This is a genomic window from Streptomyces sp. Root1310 (assembly GCF_001426425.1).
In the GTDB taxonomy this organism is placed as follows: Bacteria; Actinomycetota; Actinomycetes; order Streptomycetales; family Streptomycetaceae; genus Streptomyces.
The window spans coordinates 949,795-971,360 of the sequence record NZ_LMEQ01000001.1; the positions used below are offsets into that span (position 1 = coordinate 949,795).

Annotated in this window: 21 protein-coding genes; 7 read left to right on the forward strand and 14 right to left on the reverse strand. The window is 71.2% G+C overall.

Annotated elements, in window-relative coordinates; translation table 11 throughout:
* The first annotated feature begins 7 nt into the window (after positions 1 to 7).
* On the forward strand, positions 8 to 427 hold the full coding sequence (locus ASD48_RS04275) for a transcriptional repressor (RefSeq protein ID WP_028806487.1): 420 nt from the start codon (positions 8 to 10) through the stop codon (positions 425 to 427).
* A 191-nt stretch (positions 428 to 618) separates the two neighbouring features.
* On the opposite strand, the gene ASD48_RS04280 is transcribed toward ASD48_RS04275, so the two are convergent.
* Complete coding sequence (locus tag ASD48_RS04280) at positions 619 to 1,470, reverse strand: isoprenyl transferase (protein WP_057599981.1); 852 nt, start codon at positions 1,468 to 1,470, stop codon at positions 619 to 621.
* Positions 1,471 to 1,501: 31 nt separating this feature from the next.
* Positions 1,502 to 2,251: a DNA repair protein RecO gene (gene recO, locus ASD48_RS04285; protein WP_057599982.1), complete on the reverse strand. Its 750-nt coding sequence runs from the start codon at positions 2,249 to 2,251 to the stop codon at positions 1,502 to 1,504.
* Positions 2,252 to 2,506: 255 nt separating this feature from the next.
* On the opposite strand from recO, the gene bla reads away from it, so the two are divergent.
* Positions 2,507 to 3,397, forward strand: coding sequence for a class A beta-lactamase (gene bla / locus ASD48_RS04290; protein WP_057600995.1), 891 nt, complete (start codon positions 2,507 to 2,509; stop codon positions 3,395 to 3,397).
* Positions 3,398 to 3,440: 43 nt separating this feature from the next.
* On the opposite strand, the gene ASD48_RS04295 is transcribed toward bla, so the two are convergent.
* Genes ASD48_RS04295 through ASD48_RS04320 form a run of 6 tightly spaced genes read right to left on the reverse strand, consistent with a single transcriptional unit; the run spans position 3,441 to position 10,036 of the window.
* Complete coding sequence (locus ASD48_RS04295; protein WP_057599983.1) at positions 3,441 to 4,409, reverse strand: hypothetical protein; 969 nt, start codon at positions 4,407 to 4,409, stop codon at positions 3,441 to 3,443.
* 52 nt (positions 4,410 to 4,461) lie between these two features.
* Positions 4,462 to 5,427, reverse strand: coding sequence for an SCO2521 family protein (locus ASD48_RS04300; RefSeq protein ID WP_057599984.1), 966 nt, complete (start codon positions 5,425 to 5,427; stop codon positions 4,462 to 4,464).
* 1 nt (position 5,428) lies between these two features.
* Complete coding sequence (locus ASD48_RS04305) at positions 5,429 to 6,421, reverse strand: SCO2522 family protein (protein ID WP_057599985.1); 993 nt, start codon at positions 6,419 to 6,421, stop codon at positions 5,429 to 5,431.
* On the reverse strand, positions 6,418 to 7,338 hold the full coding sequence (locus ASD48_RS04310) for an SCO2523 family variant P-loop protein (protein WP_028806490.1): 921 nt from the start codon (positions 7,336 to 7,338) through the stop codon (positions 6,418 to 6,420). Before ASD48_RS04310 ends, ASD48_RS04305 begins: the two co-directional genes overlap by 4 nt.
* A gap of 2 nt (positions 7,339 to 7,340) precedes the next feature.
* The gene (locus ASD48_RS04315) at positions 7,341 to 9,200 is read right to left on the reverse strand and encodes an SCO2524 family protein (RefSeq protein WP_057599986.1); all 1,860 of its coding nucleotides are present in this window, start codon (positions 9,198 to 9,200) and stop codon (positions 7,341 to 7,343) included.
* A 50-nt stretch (positions 9,201 to 9,250) separates the two neighbouring features.
* Complete coding sequence (locus ASD48_RS04320) at positions 9,251 to 10,036, reverse strand: SCO2525 family SAM-dependent methyltransferase (RefSeq protein WP_057599987.1); 786 nt, start codon at positions 10,034 to 10,036, stop codon at positions 9,251 to 9,253.
* A 177-nt stretch (positions 10,037 to 10,213) separates the two neighbouring features.
* On the opposite strand from ASD48_RS04320, the gene ASD48_RS04325 reads away from it, so the two are divergent.
* Positions 10,214 to 10,675: an N-acetyltransferase gene (locus tag ASD48_RS04325; RefSeq protein ID WP_057599988.1), complete on the forward strand. Its 462-nt coding sequence runs from the start codon at positions 10,214 to 10,216 to the stop codon at positions 10,673 to 10,675.
* Between the two features lie 45 nt (positions 10,676 to 10,720).
* On the opposite strand, the gene ASD48_RS04330 is transcribed toward ASD48_RS04325, so the two are convergent.
* Positions 10,721 to 11,173, reverse strand: a complete 453-nt coding sequence (locus tag ASD48_RS04330; RefSeq protein WP_057599989.1) for a hypothetical protein — start codon at positions 11,171 to 11,173, stop codon at positions 10,721 to 10,723.
* An 80-nt stretch (positions 11,174 to 11,253) separates the two neighbouring features.
* Between ASD48_RS04330 and ASD48_RS04335 the strand changes: the two genes are divergently transcribed.
* The gene (locus ASD48_RS04335) at positions 11,254 to 11,895 is read left to right on the forward strand and encodes a SigE family RNA polymerase sigma factor (protein WP_242432497.1); all 642 of its coding nucleotides are present in this window, start codon (positions 11,254 to 11,256) and stop codon (positions 11,893 to 11,895) included.
* A complete protein-coding gene (locus ASD48_RS04340; protein WP_242432498.1) occupies positions 11,892 to 12,836 on the forward strand; it encodes a hypothetical protein in 945 nt (314 codons plus the stop codon). The genes ASD48_RS04335 and ASD48_RS04340 overlap by 4 nt, the downstream gene beginning before the upstream one ends.
* A 66-nt stretch (positions 12,837 to 12,902) precedes the next feature.
* On the opposite strand, the gene ASD48_RS04345 is transcribed toward ASD48_RS04340, so the two are convergent.
* The 5 genes from ASD48_RS04345 to leuA all read right to left on the reverse strand — a co-directional run bounded on the left by ASD48_RS04345 (position 12,903) and on the right by leuA (position 19,810).
* The gene (locus ASD48_RS04345; RefSeq protein ID WP_057599990.1) at positions 12,903 to 13,577 is read right to left on the reverse strand and encodes a response regulator transcription factor; all 675 of its coding nucleotides are present in this window, start codon (positions 13,575 to 13,577) and stop codon (positions 12,903 to 12,905) included.
* Complete coding sequence (locus ASD48_RS04350) at positions 13,574 to 14,881, reverse strand: histidine kinase (protein WP_199875631.1); 1,308 nt, start codon at positions 14,879 to 14,881, stop codon at positions 13,574 to 13,576. Before ASD48_RS04350 ends, ASD48_RS04345 begins: the two co-directional genes overlap by 4 nt.
* 68 nt (positions 14,882 to 14,949) lie before the next feature.
* Positions 14,950 to 17,046, reverse strand: coding sequence for an MMPL family transporter (locus tag ASD48_RS04355; protein ID WP_057599991.1), 2,097 nt, complete (start codon positions 17,044 to 17,046; stop codon positions 14,950 to 14,952).
* A gap of 160 nt (positions 17,047 to 17,206) precedes the next feature.
* Positions 17,207 to 17,902: a TerB family tellurite resistance protein gene (locus ASD48_RS04360; protein ID WP_057599992.1), complete on the reverse strand. Its 696-nt coding sequence runs from the start codon at positions 17,900 to 17,902 to the stop codon at positions 17,207 to 17,209.
* Between the two features lie 186 nt (positions 17,903 to 18,088).
* Positions 18,089 to 19,810 carry a 2-isopropylmalate synthase gene (gene leuA, locus ASD48_RS04365; RefSeq protein WP_057599993.1) on the reverse strand — a complete coding sequence of 574 codons (1,722 nt, stop codon included), beginning with the start codon at positions 19,808 to 19,810 and terminating at the stop codon, positions 18,089 to 18,091.
* Positions 19,811 to 20,176: 366 nt separating this feature from the next.
* Between leuA and ASD48_RS04370 the strand changes: the two genes are divergently transcribed.
* Positions 20,177 to 21,247, forward strand: a complete 1,071-nt coding sequence (locus ASD48_RS04370) for a M4 family metallopeptidase (RefSeq protein WP_057599994.1) — start codon at positions 20,177 to 20,179, stop codon at positions 21,245 to 21,247.
* Between the two features lie 21 nt (positions 21,248 to 21,268).
* Entirely contained in the window at positions 21,269 to 21,535 is a 267-nt protein-coding gene (locus tag ASD48_RS04375) for a protealysin inhibitor emfourin (RefSeq protein ID WP_057599995.1), read from the forward strand.
* The last annotated feature ends 31 nt before the right edge of the window (positions 21,536 to 21,566 follow it).

Below are 21,566 nucleotides of genomic sequence, written 5' to 3' on the forward strand. Positions count from 1 at the left end.
GGCAACGGTGACAACCGCTGGACCGCCCGTGAAGGGCCGTTCCACCCGGCAGCGTGCCGCCGTGGCGGCGGCGCTCGACGAGGTCGACGAGTTCCGCAGCGCCCAGGATCTGCACGACATGCTCAAGCACAAGGGCGACTCGGTGGGCCTGACCACGGTCTACCGCACCCTCCAGTCCCTCGCCGACGCGGGCGAGGTCGACGTGCTGCGCACCTCGGACGGCGAGTCGGTGTACCGCCGGTGCTCCACCGGCGAGCACCACCACCACCTCGTCTGCCGCGTCTGCGGCAAGGCCGTGGAGGTGGAGGGCCCGGCGGTGGAGAAGTGGGCCGAGGCGATCGCCGCGGAGCACGGCTACGTCAACGTGGCCCACACGGTGGAGATCTTCGGCACGTGTTCCGACTGCGCGGGTGCCTCCGGCGGCTGAGCTGTCGTGCGGCACGGGCCGGGTGGGGTGACCGGACCCCGGGGCTGCGCCCCCGGGACCCCCGCCGTCGGCCCTGAACGGGCCTCGTCCTCAAGCGCCGGACGGGCTGAGGACACGCACGCCGAGCGAGCGGGAGACCGGGGGTGGACTGATCCCCCGCAGCGTCGACGGGCCGGGTGAACGCGCGAAGGCTAGGAGGTGACCTCCTGGTCCCCGCTCCTTCGCTCCATGGCCAGGAGTTCCTCGTTCGTGACCGCGCCGCCGAAACGGCGGTCCCGGGACGCGAACTCGACGCACGCGCGCCACAGGTCACGGCGGTCGAAGTCGGGCCACAGGACGTCCTGGAAGACCAGCTCCGCGTACGCGCTCTGCCAGAGCAGGTAGTTGGAGGTGCGCTGCTCACCGCTCGGCCGCAGGAACAGGTCGACGTCCGGCATGTCCGGGTAGTACAGGTACTTCGCAAGGGTCTTCTCGTTGACCTTCGACGGGTCGAGCCGGCCCGCCTTCACATCCTCGGCGAGCGCCTGCGCCGCGTCCGCGATCTCCGCCCGGCCGCCGTAGTTCATGCAGAAGTACAGGGTGAGACGGTCGTTGTCCTTGGTCTGCTCCTGGGCGACCTGGAGCTCCTTGGCGACCGACTTCCACAGCTTGGGCATCCGGCCCACCCAGCGCACCCGGATGCCGAGCTCGTCGAGCTGGTCGCGGGTCTTGCGGATGAAGTCGCGGTTGAAGTTCATCAGGAAGCGGACCTCGTCGGGCGAGCGCTTCCAGTTCTCGGTGGAGAAGGCGTACAGCGAGATGTTGCGCACGCCCATCTCGACCGCGCCCTGCAGGACGTCGAGGACCTGCTCGGCGCCGACCTTGTGCCCCTCGGTGCGCGGCAGCCCGCGCTCCTTGGCCCAGCGGCCGTTGCCGTCCATGACGATCGCCACATGCTCGGGGATCAGCTCGCCCGGGAGCTTCGGCGGGCGCGCGCCGGACGGGTGCGGCTCCGGCGTCCGGTACTCACGACGCTGCCGCCCCAGGAACCCGCGTACCACCATGTGCCTCTCGTCTCCTCTGACTCTCGCTTGCTTATTTCTCTACGTACCTGAGTGAGCGCAGCCCGCGCTCCAGGTGCCAGTGGAGATAGGCGGACACCAGCCCGCTGCCCTCCCGGACGTACCGCGCCTCGCACGTGTCCGCCGTCTCCCAGTCTCCCGTGAGCAGCGCACCCAGCAGGACCAGGGTCTGTGGCGAGGGTACGACGCTGCCGGCCACCCGGCAGTCGACGCAGACGGAGCCGCCGGCCGCGACGGAGAAGAACCGGTTGGGTCCCGGCATTCCGCACTTGGCGCAGTCGCCGAAGCTCGGCGCGTATCCGTTGACGGCCAGCGAGCGCAGCAGGAACGCGTCGAGGACGAGGTGCGGGGCGTGCTCACCGCGGGCCAGGGTCCGCAGCGCCCCGACGAGCAGCAGGTACTGCTGGACGGCCGGTTCGCCCTCGTGGTCGGTGAACCGCTCGGCGGTCTCCAGCATTGCCGTCCCGGCGGTGTAGCGGGCGTAGTCGGTCACGATCCCGCCACCGTAGGGAGCGATGATCTCGCTCTGCGTGCACAGCGGCAGCCCGCGTCCGACCAGTTCGCTGCTGCCCCGCGCGAAGAACTGCACGTCGACGTGGGAGAAGGGTTCGAGGCGGGCGCCGAACTTGGACTTCGTCCGCCGTACCCCCCGCGCCACGGCCCGCACCCGGCCGTGCCCGCGGGTGAGCAGCGTGATGATGCGGTCGGCCTCGCCGAGTTTCTGGGTCCGCAGAACGATGCCGTCGTCCCGGAAGAGACTCATCGGGCACCGCCGGGGGCGGCCTGCCGGGGGTGCGGCATGCCGCGGTCCGCCGCACCCGGCTGTCGGGTGGGGGGCACGATGCCGTCGTCGCGGAACAGGCTCATGCGCCCATTCTCGCCTACGCCGGAGGAGCGGTGCGCCCGCCCGCCACGATCCCCCGGACGGGGCGCGCGTGACCGGCGGCGGCGCAACCGGCGGGAGCGGAGAGACGTCCGTGACAGAAGAGACCATGATCCTCGACGGACGGAGAGAACGATCTTAAGCTCGCACCTTTCCCCCAGGCCCACCCGCCGCACCCTGCTGACGGCCGGCGCGGCCACCACGGCCGCCCTGCTCACCGCGGGTCCCGCCGGGGCCGCCACGGACCCCGTCACCGACCGCCTGCGCGACCTCGAAGCCGGGCACGGCGCCCGCCTCGGTGTGTTCGCGCACAACGTCCGCACCGGACGCTCGGTCCGCTACCGCGCCGACGAGCGCTTCCCGGTCTGCTCCCTGTTCAAGACCCTGGCGGTGGCGGCCGTCCTGCGGGACCTGCCCGAGGGAACTCCGGACCGCCGCGTCTTCTGGACGGCGGCGGACGTGGTGGAGAACTCCCCCGTCACCCAGGAGCATGTGGCCGACGGCATGACGATCGCCGAGCTGTCCGCCGCGGCCATCCAGCGCAGCGACAACACGGCCGGCAACCTGCTTCTGCGCGAGCTGGGCGGCCCGGCCGCGCTCACCCGCTTCGCCCGCTCCGTCGGCGACCGCGTGACCCGGCTCGACCGCTGGGAGCCGGAGCTCAACTCGGCCGAACCGGACCGGATCACGGACACCACCAGCCCGTACGCGATCGGCCGCACGTACGCCCGGCTCGTCCTCGGCGACGCGCTGGCCCCGGCCGACCGCCGGCGCCTGACCGACTGGATGCTCGGCACCGTCACCAGCGCCAACCGCTTCCGCGCCGGGCTCCCCCCGACCTGGACGCTCGCCGACAAGACCGGCGGCGGCTGGTACGGCGCCAACAACGACGCGGGCATCGCCTGGACCCCGGACGGCACCCCCGTCGTCCTGGTGGTCCAGCTCACCAAGCCGGCCCGGGACGCGGCCTACGACCACGAACTGATCGTGGAAACGGCCGGGCTGCTGGCCGAGACGCTGGGCTAGGGCGTGTCCGACACTTCGCCCGGCGGGAATCGTCAGACGCGCCCTAGGACCCCTCGGGCCTGAGCCTGACGCTGTCGGGAAGGCCGTTCGGCGACGTGCCCGCGGCGGCGGCCTCCCACAGCTGGTCGAACCGGCGGATCAGGGGCTGGACCTCGTCGGCCCGGGCGTTCACCGTCGTCGAGGTGTTCACGCTGAGCTGGTCCGCGTGGATCTCGTACGACAGCACCCCGTCGAAGACGATGCAGTCGATCATCTTGCCGCGGCGCAGGAACAGCGGGAGTTCCTCCAGGGCCACCACCTGGACCTGGATGCCCATCTCCCGCTGCTCCGCGCAGATCGGTTCCAGGGCGGCCAGTTCCTCGGGCCGCTTCACGATGAACAGGCGCCGCACCGAGATGCGCCGTTCGAGGATCGCCTCACGCTGGGCGGTCAGATAGCGTCCGGCCGGCTCGGTGTTCCAGAACCCGTCGTCGACGACGGTGGTGCTGATGGCGTCGATGCTCGTCCTCGCGCACTTGGTGAGCGTCAGGAGCCAGTCGTGGTTCTCGCCCGCGCACTCGGCGCTGAGGTTGGTGAAGTCCTCCATCTGCGCGGCGAGACGGTCGATCTCCGTGTGCGCGAACTCGTGCAGGATGTCGGGCCCCATGGACACGACCTTGGTGGCGTGCTCGGCGAGCCGGGGCACCCCGTCGCCGCGCAGCTTCTCCACCTCGGTGAAGAGCTTCGTCGCCTCGCCTATGTCGGCGAACCGCTTGTCGACCGACTCCCTGAGATCGGCCAGCTGACTGACGAAGGACGCCAGGAACTGCACGATCAGCACGATGCCGCCGCACAGCACGGACAGCACGAGCTGCCACGGGCCGTCCTCCTCGGACGGTCCGACGACATTGGTGAGCAGATAGACGCCGCCGCCCGTCACCACGGTGATCAGGATCTTCTGCGTCACATGCCGGGCGCCCTCGCCGTCCCGGATCCGGTCGCCCCGGAAGCTCGGGTTCGTCGGTGCATGCATCTCTGTTTTCTCCCCCCGTCGGGATGCTGCGCGAACAGATGTCGTGTTGCCGTCAGGACAGGGCCGGCACCTCACCCCGGACGAGGTTCTGCAGTGCCAGCTGGTCCCGGATGCGCTGTGCCATGGTGTTCCACTGTCTGCTGAACCCCGGGTGCCGCTCCAGCTCCTCCCAGGGCGGGCTCAGGGCCCGGTCCAGGCGCGCCTGGGGCATCCACAGGTGCAGCAGATGATCGACGAGCGGACGCAGCACCTTCATCGCGGCCGCCTGGTTCTCGGAGCCGGGCGGCAGGCCGTCGAGCTTGTCGCCGACGGTCGTCAGCAGCCAGTCGTGCAGGGCGAGGTCCTCGCACAGCGTGGCCGCCGCGACGGGTGTGGTCCCTCGCGGCAGCCGCAGTGCGACGATCCGCAGGCCCGAGCCGAGTTCGGTGAAGAGCGCGGACGCGGGTTCGCCGTCGTCGGCCGGCGAGGCGGTCCAGCGCAGGCTGGTGTCGGTGGTGGTGAGCGGAGCGTCGTGGTCCAGGAGGTCATGCCGGCGGGAGATCCTCGCCAGCAGGGACTCGGCGATCGAACCGATGTCCAGCCGGTCCTGCTGGTGTCCGGTCAGGAATCCCTCGAGGACGGACTTCTCGGGCAGCCGGCCGACCGGGACCAGAGAACCGGGCCGGACCAGGTAGTACCCCCAGGGCCGGCGCCGGTCGGGCCCGGTGGCCGGGGCGGAGAAGTACGCCGTCGACTGCAGGACGCGACCCTCGACGAGCCCCGCGTGCGCGGCGACGGTGCCGACCGCGCGGACCTTGGCCCCGGTGGCGGTGGGCAGCCGGCAGTCGACTCCGGTGAGGACGTCCGGGGAGAGGGCGTGCCGGTTGGGGCGCCGCGAGGTCCGGACGGGTTCGTCGGCGCGCAGCCGCAGCAGCCGCACGGCGGTCCGCTCGTCCACGGCCCTGCGGGTGGGCAGCAGACAGGTCCGTACCTCACCGCAGATGAGGACGGGACCGGAGGGCGTGCCCAGGCCGCTCATGTCACAACCCCGGCGGGAACACGTAGGACGTGCGGTCCACGACCCCCGTGGGCACCGGGAAGCCCTCACCGGTGGACCGCGCGGCGACCTGCGCGAGCGCCTCGGCCTCGACGTGCACCTGGTCGAGGATGACGCGTACCGCGTGCTCGACGGGCAGGAACCGGGTCGGCAGGACGCTGCACGTGACGTAGGCGGTGAAGGGGGTAGCGGCGGGGTTGAGCTGGAGGACGGGCGGCAGCGCGTCCCACTCGGCCGGGAACTCCGCACCCTGCCAGCGGGTGGGGGTCAGCACGGCCGCGCCGTTGTCCCGCAGCAGCCCGAGCCGGACCAGCTGCCAGACGGAGGCCAGGAAGGCGCAGGACCAGGTGCGCGCGTCCTCGGGCCCGTTCCACAGTTCGACGTCCAGGAACACGGAGTGGCCGCGGGCCTCGGTCTCGCTCGGCGGCTGCCAGACGCCCGTGGAGTCCAGGGCGGCCGAGGTCCGCTGGGAGGGGGTGCGGCGGCCGTTGGTGAGCCAGCCGGTGCGGCCGACGGGCGGACGGAAGCCGTTGCTGCCGGGCGGCGGTGACTCCACCAGCCGGTGCAGGACGGACTCGGCCGGGCGGGCCCGGTCGCGGTGGTCGGAGCCGCCGGGGGCGGGGCCGGCGCAGCCCGACTCGCGGGCCAGGTAGTCGATGGTCAGCCCGGCCTCGGCCGCCGCGTCCAGCAGGGGCGGGATCAGCTCGGCGGGGGTGGCCAGCCGGGAGAAGTAGTCGTCGATCAGGAAGCAGGTGCTGATCCGGGGCCGGCGGCCCGGCGGCAGCGGGCCGAGACCGGCCCGCGCGGCCTCCACCCAGGGCCGTACGCCGGCGAAGTGCCGCCGCAGCCGCGCGGCCCCCTCGGCGAAGTCCTCCATGTACAAGTGGCCTAATTCCAGGGAGAGATGGGAGAAGGGCACGGATTCGGTGCGCGGGTCGGCGCTGCTCTCCCGGAAAACGGTGCCCGGCCCGTTCACAACTGCCCCCAGAACTTGTCGTCGGTCAGCCGCTGGGCGAGATCCCCGATCGCCTGCCAGGTCTCGTTGTTGGCGATCCGGCGGTCGTGCACGTCCTCGTCGGTGATGAGGCGTTCCTGCCACTGGAGAACGGGTTCCAAAGGAATGGACGCCAGCACCCGGGTTCTGCCGATGCCCCGGCCGGCCGCGAGTTCCTCGAGTTCCTTGTCGCACTGCCGCATCCACGCGTACTGGGCGGGCGACACCTGGGACCACAACGGCGACTCGAGATCGGGCACCGCGGCGCGGACGAACCTGATGGCGCCGCCCAGTACGTCGGGGTCGTGTCCGATGGCCGTACCGGCTTGCACTATCCCCTGTTTCCCGAATACGAGTTCGGCGGCCGCCATGACGTGCTGGCGGGTCCACCGGTGATAGACGAGCCAGCGGTTCTTGAGGCGGCCGAGCCCGCCCCGGGGCGAGGTGGCGGCGAGTGCCAGGTCCATCGCGTAACTGCGTCCGGCGCTCAGGTCGATGATGATGACGTCGAATTCGCGTTTCAGCCGCAGGACGAGGTCCACACAGCGGTGCAGGTTCTCCTCGTCGGTGACGAATTCACCGGCCGTGCGGTCGCCGGGCAGCAGCACCAGCCGCCCGGAGCCACCAGGCCTGCCGCGCAGCACGGGGTGTTCGGTCCGCGCCCAGACGTCGACCCGCAGCGGCTCGCCCGTCTTGCCCTTCAGATACGAGTGCAGGCCGCGCCCCTCGGCCTCGGAGAGGACGTCGGGCAGGTCGAAGACGGCGGCGGCGGTGGGCGAGCCGAAGTCGAAGTCCAGGTAGCAGACGTCGTCCCCGTCCAGCGCGCGGTGATACGCGAGGTTGGCACTGGTGACGGAGCGGCCGGTGCCTCCCTTGTCGGAGGCGGCGAAGACGAGCACCTTCACACCCCCCGGGCGTCTGCGCCCCGGGCGCGGGCCAGGGCGTAGAGCCGGGCGAGGACGCCGAGGGCGAGCGCGTGGGCGGTGCCGGGCTGTTTGTCGACGAGCTGACGGGCGCGACGCAGGTCGGCCTCGATGCCCTTGATCTCTTCTCCCTGGGGACTCTTGGGGGCGGGAGCGGGCTGCTCCAGCTGCTCCTTGCCGAACAGGTGGGCGGCCTCGCTGAGCGCCGCCTGGGCGAGGGCGGTCATCTCGGAGCTGCGGATCGGATCCTGCGTGTAGAGGGCGTGCGCGGCGACCATGCACTCGGTGACCCGCTCGGTGATGCTCCAGGACAACGGTCCTGTGCGGACCGGTGATTCGGGGTACACGGCGTGCACGTTGTCCCACAGGCCGACGCCCTCGCCGTCGCTGACGCGACGCGCCCAGAGGTGGTCGAGGATGTTCTCGGCGAGCGTGAGCAGACGGTCCTGCGAGCCGATGTTCCGGGACAGCGCGCACAGTTGGACGGTCCGCTTGAGCAGCTGCGCGGAGAAGTCGCCCATCGTCCACTTCATGGCCGGGCCGATCTCCTCACTGCCCAGCAGCGGGAGGGTGACTCCGGGGTTGTGCAGGCCGATCGCCGGGTCCTCACGGGCCGTGCGGCTCGTGATGCGGCCGCGTTCGGCGAGGCGTTCCATGACGGCGACGGTGCGGGTGAGGTCGTCGTCGGTGGCACGGCGGCGCACCAGGTCGTGGACGAGGATCGAGGCCACGGACAGCGAGAAGTACTCGGACTCCAGCTGCTGGAGCGTGGTGCGCCAGGGGATCTCCTCCAGCGGCCAGGTGGCGGCGTCGAAGCGGGCGATGCCCGACCAGTACTGCTGGGTGATCTCCCAGCGCAGCCGCAGCGCGTCGGCCAGCTTCTGCTGTTCGGCGGTGAGCAGGCCGAGGACGAGGGTGCGCTCGGAGGACAGGTCGGGGATGCCGTCGAGGGCGACGACGGTGAAGTACAGGTACGGCACGGCGTGGGCGACACCCTGGGGCTGCTTGCCGATGTCCTGGGCGGTCTGCGCCTCGACCTCGACCTCGGGTGCGTCCTTCACCAGGCTCCAGGCCCAGCCGCACTCGAACAGCCGGTTCTCGTTGCGGAGTTGGTCGGCGACATCGGTGTCCAGGCCGAGGGTGACGCTCTCGCTGATGAGGGCGCGCAGCGACTTGAACCGCTCCTGGAAGCGCTGCAGGACCTGACGGTCGGACAGCCGGCCCCGGCCGAGCAGCCGGGCGAGCGCCTGGCCCTGGTCGGAGGCGATGTCGACGACGTTGACGGTGAAGGAGCGCAGCAGGCTCACCATCGCCGCGGTCAGGCGGGCGCTGGTCGCGTCCCTCAGCTTGTCGATGCGGGCGAGGGTGCTGGCCCGCTGGGTCTTGCCCCGGTAGACCTTGAGGAAGCCGAGGGTGGCCAGGCAGAGCGTGATCGACATGGAGTAGGAGTCGACGACTCCCACTTCCTCCTGCTCCTTGGAGAGTTCGTGCTCCGGGTTCTCCGGGGCGAAGTAGTAGCCCCCGGCGAAGGTCGGACTCTCCTCGCCGCGGTGGTTCTCCATGAAGTCGCCGAGGATCTCCAGGAGGTTCATGGGAATCTCGCTGGAGTCACCCGCGTTCCTGAGGGCCCTCTCCACGTCCAGCTGGGTGGTGTCGGGGTCGTCCAGACGGAACGGTTCGATTTCGGTGGCGGGGTACAGAAGGCAGAGCAGGCGCTCCGCGTCGGCGACACTGCTGCGGCCGCCCCATTCACCCCACTGCCATTCTCCGTTGTCGAAAGAATGACGAGCGATGGCCTGCCACACCTCAAGCAGGTTCTGTCTCGGCTTGATCTGCATGCCCATTCCCCTCGCACAGGCCCGTCACCATGTAGAAGAACTCCGACAGCTTATTCGTCGCGTCGCTCTTTACGTTGCCCGCAGGCCAGGATCATACCCGTGTAGCCGTCCCGTACAAGTTGCTTCGGATTGGCCGTGCGATGAATCTCCACATGGTCCGCGTAACGACCTAGAACCGCCCGGACTTCGGATTCGTCGATATCACGGGCGGGAAATTCATGAGGTCCGACTCGATACCCTTCGGAATGCTCCATGAAGGCGGCGGCGAAAGGCGCCCCGGAATTCAGGGCGTTCATGAAGCATCCCACCCCTCGCCGGAATTCGGCGAGCGAGGTGGTGATGGACTCGGCGACGAAGAACATGGTGCCGAGGTCCCAGCGGCGCGCACCCGCGCAGAGATCGAAGAGGCTGCCCGGCTCGGGCTGCTGGACGGCCTCCTTGAAGCGGACCCGGGGCGTCACGTCGAGCGTGGCATATGCCTCGTCCTTGCACAGGACGTTCCAGAACTGATCCCAGTGCGGGGCGTAGTCGGGGCACTGGCTCCGGAGATACTCGAGATTCCGGGCGGACCGTTCCAGCAGCGTGATCCGGTCACACCAGGGAAGCATGGCGAGGGCCGGATAGAGATTGGGTCCGGCGCCGACGTCGATACCGGAAGCGACCCGCCCACGACCTCGGAAGTGATCACTGAAGTGATCGCGCACATGGGAGAGGATCTCCTCGTCCACGGCCTGCATCTCGAGGTAATTGTGGCTGATGTACACGCCGGGATCGAACTCGTCCCAGAGCACGTCATCATTCAGCTTTTGGTCAGCGGCGGACGGTACCGAGGTCATGATTCAGGGTAGCAGGAGGCATGGGTCTTGAAGGAGTGGGTGCCTGGAGCAATGATGGAGATCAGGTACGCAAATCGCACTGGCTGCAATTCGATTTGTCGACATTCACAAGGGGACGGTATGACTCCTCTTCCCGGAGATCGTTTTCCGTCGGGCACTGGTTCGATAATGAGCCAGATGTCCGGAGAAAGACCCTTACGGATCAGAGCGGTCACCGAGGCGGATCTACCCCATATCGTGCGCCTCGATGCCGACGCGTTCCCGCACGGCCCCTACCCCTACTTCGTCCTGCGCCAGCTGATCGCCGCCTGCGCCGACCTCGTGTACGTCGTGGACGACGGCACGGACCTCTACGGATACGTGCTCGCGACCTCGCCGAACGACGCGCAGAGCTGGGTCCTCAGCCTCGCCATCACCCCGGGGCTGCGCGGAAAGGGCCTCGGCCGGCAACTGATGACGAAACTGCTCGGCCGGCTACGGACGAAGGGCGCCCATGCCGTCCGGCTCTCCGTGGAGCCGCGCAACGACTCGGCCATCGCGTTGTACCGCTCCCTGGGCTTCGTCCCGGATCCCGGCGGACCGCGCGAAGACTACTTCGGCCCCGGGGAGGACCGTCTCCTCATGACGCTCACCCTGTGACGCCGAGCCCGTGACGCCCGGCCCGTGGCACTCACCCGGTGACGCTCACCCGGTGACTCCCTCGAACCCCAGCACATACCTGCGCTGCCAAGGCGTCTCCACCGCGCGTCGGTCGTAGTGGCGGCGGACGTAGTCCACCGCCTCGGCCGCCGGTACGCCGTCCAGGACCGCCAGACAGGCCAGGGCCGTTCCGGTGCGGCCGCGGCCGCCCGCGCAGGCGATCTCCACGCGTTCGTCGGCCGCGCGGCGCCACGCCTCGGTGAGCGTGGCGCGGGCCTCCGCGCGGTCGCTCGGGAGCCGGAAGTCGGGCCAGCGGAGCCAGCGGGACTCCCAGGGCGGCCGTGGGGGCCGCGCGCCGAGGAGGTAGACGCCGTACGCGGGGGTGGGGGCCGTACGGTCCAGCGGGCGGCGCAGGCCGCGGCCGCGGATCAGGCGGCCGGACGGCAGCAGGAGCACCCCGGGCTCGCCCTCACGCCAGACCCACGCGTCGTTTCCCATCCCCCTATTCGAACGCGGTCACGCGGGACGGGCAACCGATTCGGCGCAACCGGTGGTCTGGAGGGCGAGGAGGGTGCTTGATGCAGGCCGAACAAGAAGACCGGTTCCAGGAGTTCGTCAGAGCCCGGTGGTCCCGGCTCGTACGGACCGCGTATCTGCTCACGGGGGACGTCCATCACGCGGAGGACCTGACGCAGACCGCGCTGGCCAAGGCGTACCGGTCGTGGCGGCGGATCTCGCGCAGCGACAACCCGGAGGCGTATGTGCGGCGGATGCTGGTCACTTGCAACAGCGACCGGTTCCGCAAGCGGCGGGTCGCCGAGGCGCTGACCGCGGCGCCGCCGGAACGGGCGGGGCGCGACGAGGGCGCGGGGCGGGTGGAGGAGCGTGGCTCCCTGCTGGCCGGGCTGGCCCAACTGCCGCCGAAGCAGCGGGCGGTGGTGGTCCTGAGGTACTGGGAGGACCTGTCCGAGGCGGAGGTGGCCGAGGCGCTCGGCTGCTCGCCCGGCACGGTCAAGAGCCAGGCGTCCAAGGGGCTCGCGAAGTTGCGTGGGTATCCCGGACTGGCCGCCGACCGCACGGTGTCCGGTGATCGGGGTCAGGGTCAGGGGCAAGGGCACAGTCAGGGCCAGGGCCAAGGCCAGGGTCAGGGCCAGGAGGCTCAGGGGCGGAGCCGCGGTCACGTTCCGGTCCATGGTCGGGTTCAGGGAGGCAGCAGGTGAAGGTGACGGGAGAGCGGGTGGACCAGGGGGGCTCCGGATTCGAGGAGCGGATGCGTGAGCTGCTCGCCGAGGACGCCTACGCCATCCAGCCCACGTCGGCGCCGTATCCGGCCATCCGGCGGCGTGGACTGGCCGAGCGGCGGCGGCGCGTCGCGCTGACCGGGGCGGCGCTGATGACGCTGGCCGCGGTGCCCGTGGGGGCCTACGCCGTGGCCGGGGGCAACGGGGGGCGGGGCGCGGACACGGCGGCACCCAAGCCGTCGGTCAGCGCCCCGCACAGCCCGGCCGGCAGCCCGTCCGCGACCCCGGGCGGCACGGCGGCCGGGCCCGCGCAGCCCGCCACGGACGGGCAGTTGCTCGACGGGATCACCTTCGCGCAGGCGGCGGACGGCCTGCGGAAGTGCCTGGCCGCCGAGGGCGGGCCGCCCGGCAGCGCCGCGGATCTGGGCGAGGCCGAGGACTACCGGATCATCCTGGCGATCAAGAGCACCGGAGACTCCAACGCTCCCGGCGACGGCATCTACGTCACCGCGGTGAACGAGCGGTCCGCGGGACGCTGGGTGGTCTGCTCCCTCAAGGACGGGCTGGCCTCGGGCATCAGCGCCGGCACGATCGACACCGGCGTCCCGGGCACGGGCCCGGTCGTGGTCGACGGCAACGGCGAGCAGCTGTACCAGCAGTCGTTCATGGACAAGGGCAGGTGGAAGCTGCCGTTCCGATGGGGGATGATCGGCACCGTCGAGGCGTCGGTGGCCGAGGTGACCGTCTCCTACGGTGACGGCGGCCCCGTGACCGCGACCCTGGACCACGGCTGGTTCGCCGCCGCCGGTCTGCTGAACCAGCAGGTCACGCTGGCCCCGCACATCAAGGGCTACGACGGCTCCGGCAAGCTGGTCTACGACTCCGACCAGGACGGGACGTACCAGCGCACGCTGCCCTAGGGCACGTCTGGCAATTCCCGCCGGGCGCGCCACGCGAATTGTCGGACACGCCCTGGCCGACGTCGGTCAGGGCGCGCCGGGCCCCGGCGTCACCAGACCCGACTCGTAGGCCACGATGACCAGTTGGGCCCGGTCCCGGGCGCCCAGCTTGCCCATGATCCGGCTGACGTGGGTCTTCGCCGTGAGCGGGCTGAGACCCAGCTCCTCGGCGATCCCCGCGTTGGTCAGGCCGCGGGCGACCAGGGCCAGCACCTCGCGCTCCCGTTCGGAGAGGCACTCCGGGCCGCCCGCCGTGGGCGGTCCGCAGGTGCCGCGCAGGAAGCGGGCGATCAGCCGGGCGGTGGGCCCCGGCGACAGCAGGGCCTCGCCCGCGGCGACCGTGCGGATGGCGTCGAGGAGGTCGGCGGGCCGGGTGTCCTTCACCAGGAAGCCCGCCGCCCCCGCGCGCAGCGCCTCGACGATGTTCTCGTCGGTGTCGTACGTGGTCAGGACGAGGACGCGCACCCCGGCCAGTTCCTCGTCGGCCGCGATCAGCCGGGTCGCCTCGATGCCGTCGAGGTCGGGCATGCGGATGTCCATCACCACCAGGTCGGGGCGTTCGCCGCGGGCCAGCGCCACCGCCTCCCGGCCGGTGCCGGCCTGCCCGACCACCCGCATGTCCGGCGCCGACTCGACGAGCATCGCGAACGCCTCCCGCACCAGCGTCTGGTCGTCGGCGAGCAGCACTCTGAGCGGCTTCATCGGTCCTTCCCGTGCGGCAGTACGGCGCTCACTTCGAAGCCCCTGCCGTCGTCGCGCGGTCCGGCCTGCAGCGAGCCGCCGACGCTGCGCGCCCGCTCCCGCATCCCGACGATCCCGAAACCGGGCGCTCCACCGCCGGCCGTCGCACGGCCGCCGTCACCCGCGCCGCCACCTCTCCCCACGCCGCCGTCTCCCCCCGTGTCCACGCCCACTCCGTCGTCGGTGACCCTGAGCCGCAGGGCGTCCTGCTCCTCGTACACCCGGACCCGGACCCCGACCCCCGCCGCCGGGTCGTCGGGCCCGCCGTCCCGGCCGCCGTGCCGCACGGCGTTCGTCAGTGCCTCCTGGACGATCCGGTAGGCGGCCGCGCCGACCGCGGGCGGCACCTCCCCCGACCGTACCGTCAGGTCGACCCGCGCACCGGCCGCGCGGGCCGTCTCCGCGAGGTCGGACAGGCCGTGCAGGCCCGGGAGCGAACCCCGGGCGTCCGGTGTGCCGAGGTCGCGCAACACCTCCAGTGTCGTGCGGAGTTCACCGCGCGCGCTGCGGCAGGTCCCGGCGATGTCGTCGAGGGCCTTGGCGACGGCCGCGCGGTCCAGGCGGTCGGGGTCGGCGGCCAGCACGTGCGCGGCGACGGAGGTCTGCACACCGATCAGGGTGATGGTGTGCGCGAGCAGGTCGTGCAGGTCACGGGCGATGCGCAGGCGTTCCTCGGCGACCCGGCGGCGGGCCTCCTCCTCCCGGGTGCGTTCGGCGCGCTCGGCGCGCTCGACGATGGCGGCGACGTAGCGGCGGTAGTAGCGGACGTCGATGCCGCAGAAGAGGACGGCGATGATCCAGCCCGAGATCCGCAGGAACTCCAGCGCCCGGCCCGGGTCGGTGAGGGCGTTGATGATCAGCGTCGGGCCGAGGACGGCGCCCCCGGTGATCAGTGTCCGGCGCACCGTGCCGGTCGCCGCGACCGTGTAGAGCGCCACCATGGTCGCCGGGACCGGCCCGACGTGGTTGTAGTCGAGGGCGTGGTACGGGGCGACGCAGGCCGCCACCGCGATCAGGGTCGCCACCGGACGGCGGCGGCGCCACGCGAGGGGCACGTTCGCGGTGAGCAGCAGCGTCCAGCCGAGCGCGTCGGGCCGGGACCCGTCGCCGCCGATCAGGGAGATGACGGTGGCCAGGACGGCCGCCGCCACGGCCAGCAGTACGTCGTTGCGGGTGCCGTGCGGGGCGGTGCGGGGGTCGCGGTTGATCGCCGCCATGATCCGCTCGCCCCGGCTGGGCCGCACCGCTGTCGTGGTCTCCTGCACGGGTTCATCCTGCGGCACGGGGGCGCCCCTCCGGGAGAGGAGGGGCGCCCCGCCGGTCCGCGAGCGGCTCACACCGGCTCCGTCTGCCGCTCCGGCCTGCCCGGCTGCCCGGGCCGCCGCGGCTCCGTCTGCGGCGCCCGCGACAGCCGTCCCGGCCACCACACCTTGCGCCCCAGCGCCACGCTGGCGCTGGTCACGAGGTAGGTGCGGACGAGGAACGTGTCCAGCAGCACCCCGACCGCGATCACGAAGCCCAGCTCGACGAGTTGGACGAGCCCCATGTTCGTCAGCACGGCGAAGGTCGCGGCGAGGACGAGGCCGGCGGAGGCGATGACCCCGCCGGTCGTGCGCAGCGCGGTGAGCGCCGCGGCGACGGGATCGGCGCCGCGCGTCGACTCCTCCCGCATCCGGTGCATGAGGAAGATGCCGTAGTCGACGCCGAGGGCGACCAGGAACACGAAGGACAGCAGTCCCAGCCCCGGATCCGTGCCCTCGAAGCCGAACACCGGGCCGAAGACCAGGCCGCCCAGGCCGAGCGCCGCACCCCACACCGCGACCACGGCGGCGACGAGCATCAGCGGCGCGACGAGCGACCGCAGCAGCGCGATCAGGATCAGCAGGACGGAGACGAGGACGAGCGGTACGACGATGAGCCGGTCACGGGCGTTGGTGTCCACCAGGTCGATCTGCTGGGCGCTGGGCCCGCCGACGTACGAGCCGGCCAGCCGGTCCCGCAGCGCCTCGATGGTCGCCGTCTCGGCCGCGGACTGCGGCGGTGCGGCGGCGGTCACCGTGATCTCCGTCCAGCCTTCTCCGGTACGGCCCTGCCGTACGTCGGCGACGCCGCCGGTGTCCCGGATCGCGGCGAGGGTGGCCTCGGTCCGGCCCGTCGGGGTCAGCACGTCGATGGGCTGGGCGGACTGTTCCGGGAAGGCCTCGGCCAGGGTCTCCATGGCGACGACCGACTCGGGCCGGTCGACGAAGGAGTCCTGCTGCTTGACCGCGCCGGGCAGGTTCAGCGCGCCCAGCGCGAGGGCGCCGAGCAGGACGGCGCCGGCCGCAAGGACGGTCCGCGGGCGCCGCCCGGCCGAGGTGCCCATCGCGGCGAACAGCGACCGGCGGACCTTGGGCGTGCTGCCGAAGGCGGGCACCAGCGGCCAGAACACCCGGCGGCCCAGCAGGACGAGGAGCGCGGGCAGCAGCGTCAGCATCGTGACGAGCGCGCAGAGCACGCCGACCGTGCCCAGCGGTCCCATGCCCCGGTTGGAGTTGAGGTCGGCGGCGAGCAGGCACAGCAGTCCGGCGGCGACGGTCCCGGAGGAGGCCAGCACGGCAGGGCCGCAGCCGCGCAGCGCGGCCCGCATGGCGTCGTACGGCCGCTCCACGCGCCGCAGTTCCTCCCGGTAGCGGGAGACGAGCAACAGCGCGTAGTCCGTCCCCGCGCCGAAGACGAGGATGGTCATGATGCCCGAGCTCTGTCCCGAGACCGTGGTGCCGAAGCCCTGGTTGAGGCCGTAGGCGACACCCATGGACAGGTAGTCGGCGATCCCGGCCACGGCGAGCGGCACCAGCCACAGCACCGGGCTGCGGTAGATGAGGATCAGCAGAAGGGCGACAACACCTACTGTGGTGTAGAGCAGCGGCCCGCCGAGCGACTCGTAGACCTTGCCCGCGTCGGTGGCCAGCGCCCCCGTGCCGCCCACCTCGACGGTCAAACCGCCCTCGCTGTGGGCGACTTCGCGGACGTCCTCGACGAAGGCGTCCCGCTTCTTCTCGTCGGTGCCGGGCTCGTTGGTGGCGACCGGGTACATGAGCGTGGCGCCGTCGGCGGACGGGACTCCCCGCGGGGCCCCGGTCAGGACGTGGTCCCCGGCGACCCGGGCGACCTGCTCCCCCGCCGTCGCCCGGTCGGCGGCGGTCAGCCCGCCGTCGCGGTGGTAGACGAGCACCAGCTCGGTGCTCTCACCGCCGGGCAACTGCTCCTGGAGCCTCGCGACCCTGGTCGAGTCGGCGCTCGCGGGCAGGTAGTCGGTGACCCGGTCGTGCTGTACGTCGGCGAGCTTGGCGGCGAACGGCGAGGCGAGCGCGAGAACGCCCACCCACAGCGCGAGCACCACCCAGGGGATGGCGCTGCGCCGGCCCTTCGCCTTCTTCCCGGCCCCCATGAAATCTCCGGCCCCCATGAATCGGGCCCTCCCTTCTGCACGGCTGTCCGGTTGCGCTCTCCAGACTTCCGGCACGCGAGGGGCGGAACGTCGCGCGTGAGGGCGAGTTCGGGTGTACTGCCGGGGGTGGCCGGGCGGGGGGACTACTCCCCGGGGAGTATCAGGACGGCGTCCGGGCCGCGACCAGCAGACGGGTCACGTCTTCCGCGCGGATCGTCAGGGCGGCGCCGACCGTCGTGAGGACCTCCCGCTCGGCCGGGGTGTACGGGCCGTCCGCGAGGGCGATGCGGGCGCCCTGGAGCAGGATCGATTCGCGGCCGACCGCGGCGAGGTGCGGGGCGAGCGGGTCGAGGGCCTCGTGGAGCTCTATGGCGAGGCCGGCGCCGTACGGTTCGCCGTAGTCCGGGCCCGTGTCGGAGGCGACGGCGGCGACGAGCGCGGCGAGCTGTTCCTCCGTGCAGTCGGTGAAGCCGGCCGCGCGCACGGCGCCCGCCGCCGTCTCCAGGGACGTACGGGAACAGATGCCGCCCGCGGACAGGACCGCGAGGGCGACGGTGTGGACGGCGTCGCGGAGCATCGCCGAGAAGCGGATGGTGGTGGGGTGGTCGAGGACGTCGGTGCCGAAGCGGCGGCGGCAGGCCGCGCACTCGACGACCGGGCCGGTCTCGCCGCGTGACACGACCGGCATGCCGAGCACGGTGAAGCGGCGCCGTCCGGTCAGCCGCTGGTAGTTGCGGTCGCCTCCGCAGCCGGGGCAGAAGAACTCACCGTCGCCCGCGGGCGTCCACGCGGTGCGGGTGCCCAGGATGCGGGCAAGCCCGGTGACACGGCTGTCTCGTCCCCGTTCTGGCAGCACGTCGCACCTCCGTAACCCCGCGGCAACATCGCCGCACGCCTCCGTGATGTTAGCCACATCCATGAGGTGTAGTCAGCACCCATGACGAGACCTTCCCGTGACCTCCCTACGGTGATGGCCGATAAACGACGGGGCCCTGACCGCCGTATACAGCGGTCAGGGCCCCGAAAGTCCCGGTCAGGCCGGTCAGCGGGTCGCGCGGTTGACGGCGGAGACGACCGCCTTCAGCGACGCACGCGTCGTGTTCGCGTCGATGCCGATCCCCCACAGGATCTTGTCGTCGATCGCGCATTCGATGTAGGAGGCGGCCTGCGCGGACGCGCCCTCGCTCATCGTGTGCTCCTGGTAGTCCAGCAGGCGTACGTCGATGCCGATGGACTCCAGGGCGTTGAAGAAGGCCGAGATCGGACCGTTCCCGGTGCCGGTCAGGACGGTGTCCTCGCCGTCGACCGTGGCCTCGACGGTCAGGGTGTCGACGCCGTCGGTGTCGGTCGTGGACTGGCCCGCGCGGACCTGGATGCGGCCCCAGGGGTTGTCCGGGTTGGGCAGGTACTCGTCCTGGAAGACCGACCAGATGGCGCCGCCGGTGACCTCGCCGCCCTCGGCGTCCGTCTTCGCCTGGATGAGCTTGGAGAACTCGATCTGCATCCGGCGCGGCAGGTCCAGCTTGTGGTCGTTCTTCAGGACGTACGCGATACCGCCCTTGCCGGACTGCGAGTTGACGCGGATGACGGCCTCGTAGGAGCGGCCGACGTCCTTCGGGTCGATCGGCAGGTACGGGACCGCCCACTCGATGTCGTCGACGGTGACGCCCTTGGCGGCCGCGTCGGCCTCCATCGCGTCGAAGCCCTTCTTGATGGCGTCCTGGTGGGAGCCGGAGAAGGACGTGTAGACCAGGTCGCCCACGTACGGGTGGCGCGGGTGGACCTCCATCTGGTTGCAGTACTCCCACGTACGACGGATCTCGTCGATGTCGGAGAAGTCGATCTGCGGGTCGACGCCCTGGGAGAACAGGTTCATGCCCAGGGTGACCAGGTCGACGTTGCCGGTGCGCTCGCCCTGTCCGAACAGGCAGCCCTCGACGCGGTCGGCGCCCGCCATCAGCGCCAGCTCGGCGGCGGCGACGGCCGTCCCGCGGTCGTTGTGCGGGTGGACGGAGACGCAGACGTGCTCGCGGCGGGAGAGGTTGCGGCTCATCCACTCGAAGCGGTCGGCGTGGGTGGACGGCGTGGAGCGCTCGACGGTGGCCGGCAGGTTCAGGATGATCTCGCGGCCCGGGCCGGGCTGCCAGACGTCCATGACCGCCTCGCAGACCTCCAGCGCGAAGTCCAGCTCGGTGTCGGTGAAGATCTCCGGGCTGTACTGGTAGCCGAACTCGGTCTCGGGGCCCAGCAGCTTCTCCGCGTACTCGACGACCAGCCGGGTGCCGTCGACGGCGATCTGCTTGATGTCGTCCTTGGAGCCGCGGAAGACGACCCGGCGGAACACGGGGGCCGTGGCGTTGTACAGGTGGACGGTCGCCCGCCTGGCGCCCTTCAGGGACTCCACGGTCCGCTCGATCAGGTCCTCACGGGCCTGGGTCAGTACGGAGATGGTGACGTCGTCCGGGATCGCGCCCTCTTCCTCGATGATCGAGCGCACGAAGTCGAAGTCGGTCTGGCCGGACGCGGGGAAGCCGACCTCGATCTCCTTGTAACCCATCTTGACCAGCTGGTCGAACATCCGGCGCTTGCGCTCGGGCGACATGGGGTCGATCAGCGCCTGGTTGCCGTCCCGCAGGTCGGTGGAGAGCCAGCGGGGGGCGACGGTGATCCGGTTGTCCGGCCAGGTGCGGTCGGGGATGTCGACCTGGTCGTACTGTCCGTACTTGTGGATCGGCATGTGACTGGGCTGCTGGCGGTTCGCCATGGGGCGTGGGCTCCTCGGGGTGACCGGAGAATGTCCGGGCGGAAGGACGGCCGACGCGCAACACCAAGCACCGCGGGGAGGGGGTCGGCCTCGACTACAGGCCCTCGCCGCGGCGGCTAAGGAGAAGCAGCCCGAAACGCATAGTGCTCCGCAGCCTAGCGGAGCCGCTTCCGTCGCGCGGGTTCGTTCCAGTATGCGGGACCGGAGGGATGAACCATAGAAAAAGGTACAGAACGTGCGCCATGCCACTCCCCGTCCCTGCGCAATACCACCCGGCCCCGCGGACCAGGCCCCTTTGTCACCGTATTTCACCAATCATGGTTGCAGGTGGTGACAGCCGGGTAACGCAGTGCAAGGGTGCCGGGCATGACGACTCACGGGGGCTTCGAGCCCGTCTTCTGCACCGTCGTACCGCCACACGTCCTCGACCGGCTGGCGCGCAACGACGACCCCGCTCTCTCCGGTCCCGCCCGGCGCACCATCCTGCGCGACAGCGAGCTGCGCGCCCTGCGTCAGGTGAACACCGAGTACGGCCTGCTGGCCGCCCCGGCGGCGAAGGCACCGTCGGACCAGCCGCTGCGCACCATCTACGACGCCGAGCACGGCACCTCGCTGCCCGGCACCGAGGTCCGCGCCGAGGGCCAGGATCCCGGCCGGGACGCCACCGTCAACCGCGCCTACTCCGGACTCGGCGCCACCTTCGACCTGTACCTGAAGGCCTACCGGCGCCACTCGATCGACGGCGACGGCCTCGCCCTCGACGCCACCGTGCACTACGACGAGGGCTACAACAACGCCTTCTGGAACGGCGAGCAGATGGTGTTCGGTGACGGCGACGGCGAGATCTTCGTCGACTTCACCAACTCCATCGACGTCATCGGGCACGAGCTCGCCCACGGCGTCACGCAGTACACGGCGAACCTGACCTACAACGGCCAGCCGGGCGCCCTCAACGAGTCGATGTCCGACGTCTTCGGCTCGCTCATCAAGCAATACTCCCTCGGCCAGACCGCCGCCGAGGCCGACTGGCTGATCGGCGCAGGCCTGCTCGCCCCGGCCGTCACCGGCACCGCCCTGCGCTCCATGAAGGCGCCGGGCACCGCGTACGACGACGACGTCCTCGGCAAGGACCCGCAGCCCGCGACGATGGACGAGTACGTCCGCACCGGCCGCGACAACGGCGGCGTCCACATCAACTCCGGTATCCCCAACCACGCGTTCTACCTGGCCGCCACGGCCCTCGGCGGCTACGCCTGGGAGAAGGCCGGCCAGATCTGGTACGACGTCCTGACCGGCGGCGAGCTCTCCGAGCGGGCCTTCTTCACCGACTTCGCCAAGCTGACGGTGCGGGCCGCGCGCGAGCGCTTCGGCAGCGGCGGGGAGGAGCTCCAGGCCGTGGAGAAGGCGTGGGAGCAGGTGGGGGTGCGGATTCTCTGAGTCCGTAATAGACAGGGACCCATGCGTATTCAGGTGAGTCGCACGGGCGGGTTCGCGGGCATCGAGCGCCGTGCCGAGGTGGACACCTCGGGACGGCCCGACGCCCACGAGTGGCACACCCTGGCCGAGCGGGCGCTCGCCGCCGGCCGGGGCGTGCCTTCGGTCGGCGTACCCGACGGCTTCAGCTACGAGATCACCGTGGACGGCAGGACGGTGTACGCGGCCGACCCCCGGCTCACGGAGGAGCAGCGCGAGCTGATCTCACGGGTGCTGAAGGAAGGGGCCTGAGGGGGCTCGCGGGGGGCGTGCGGGGCGGGGA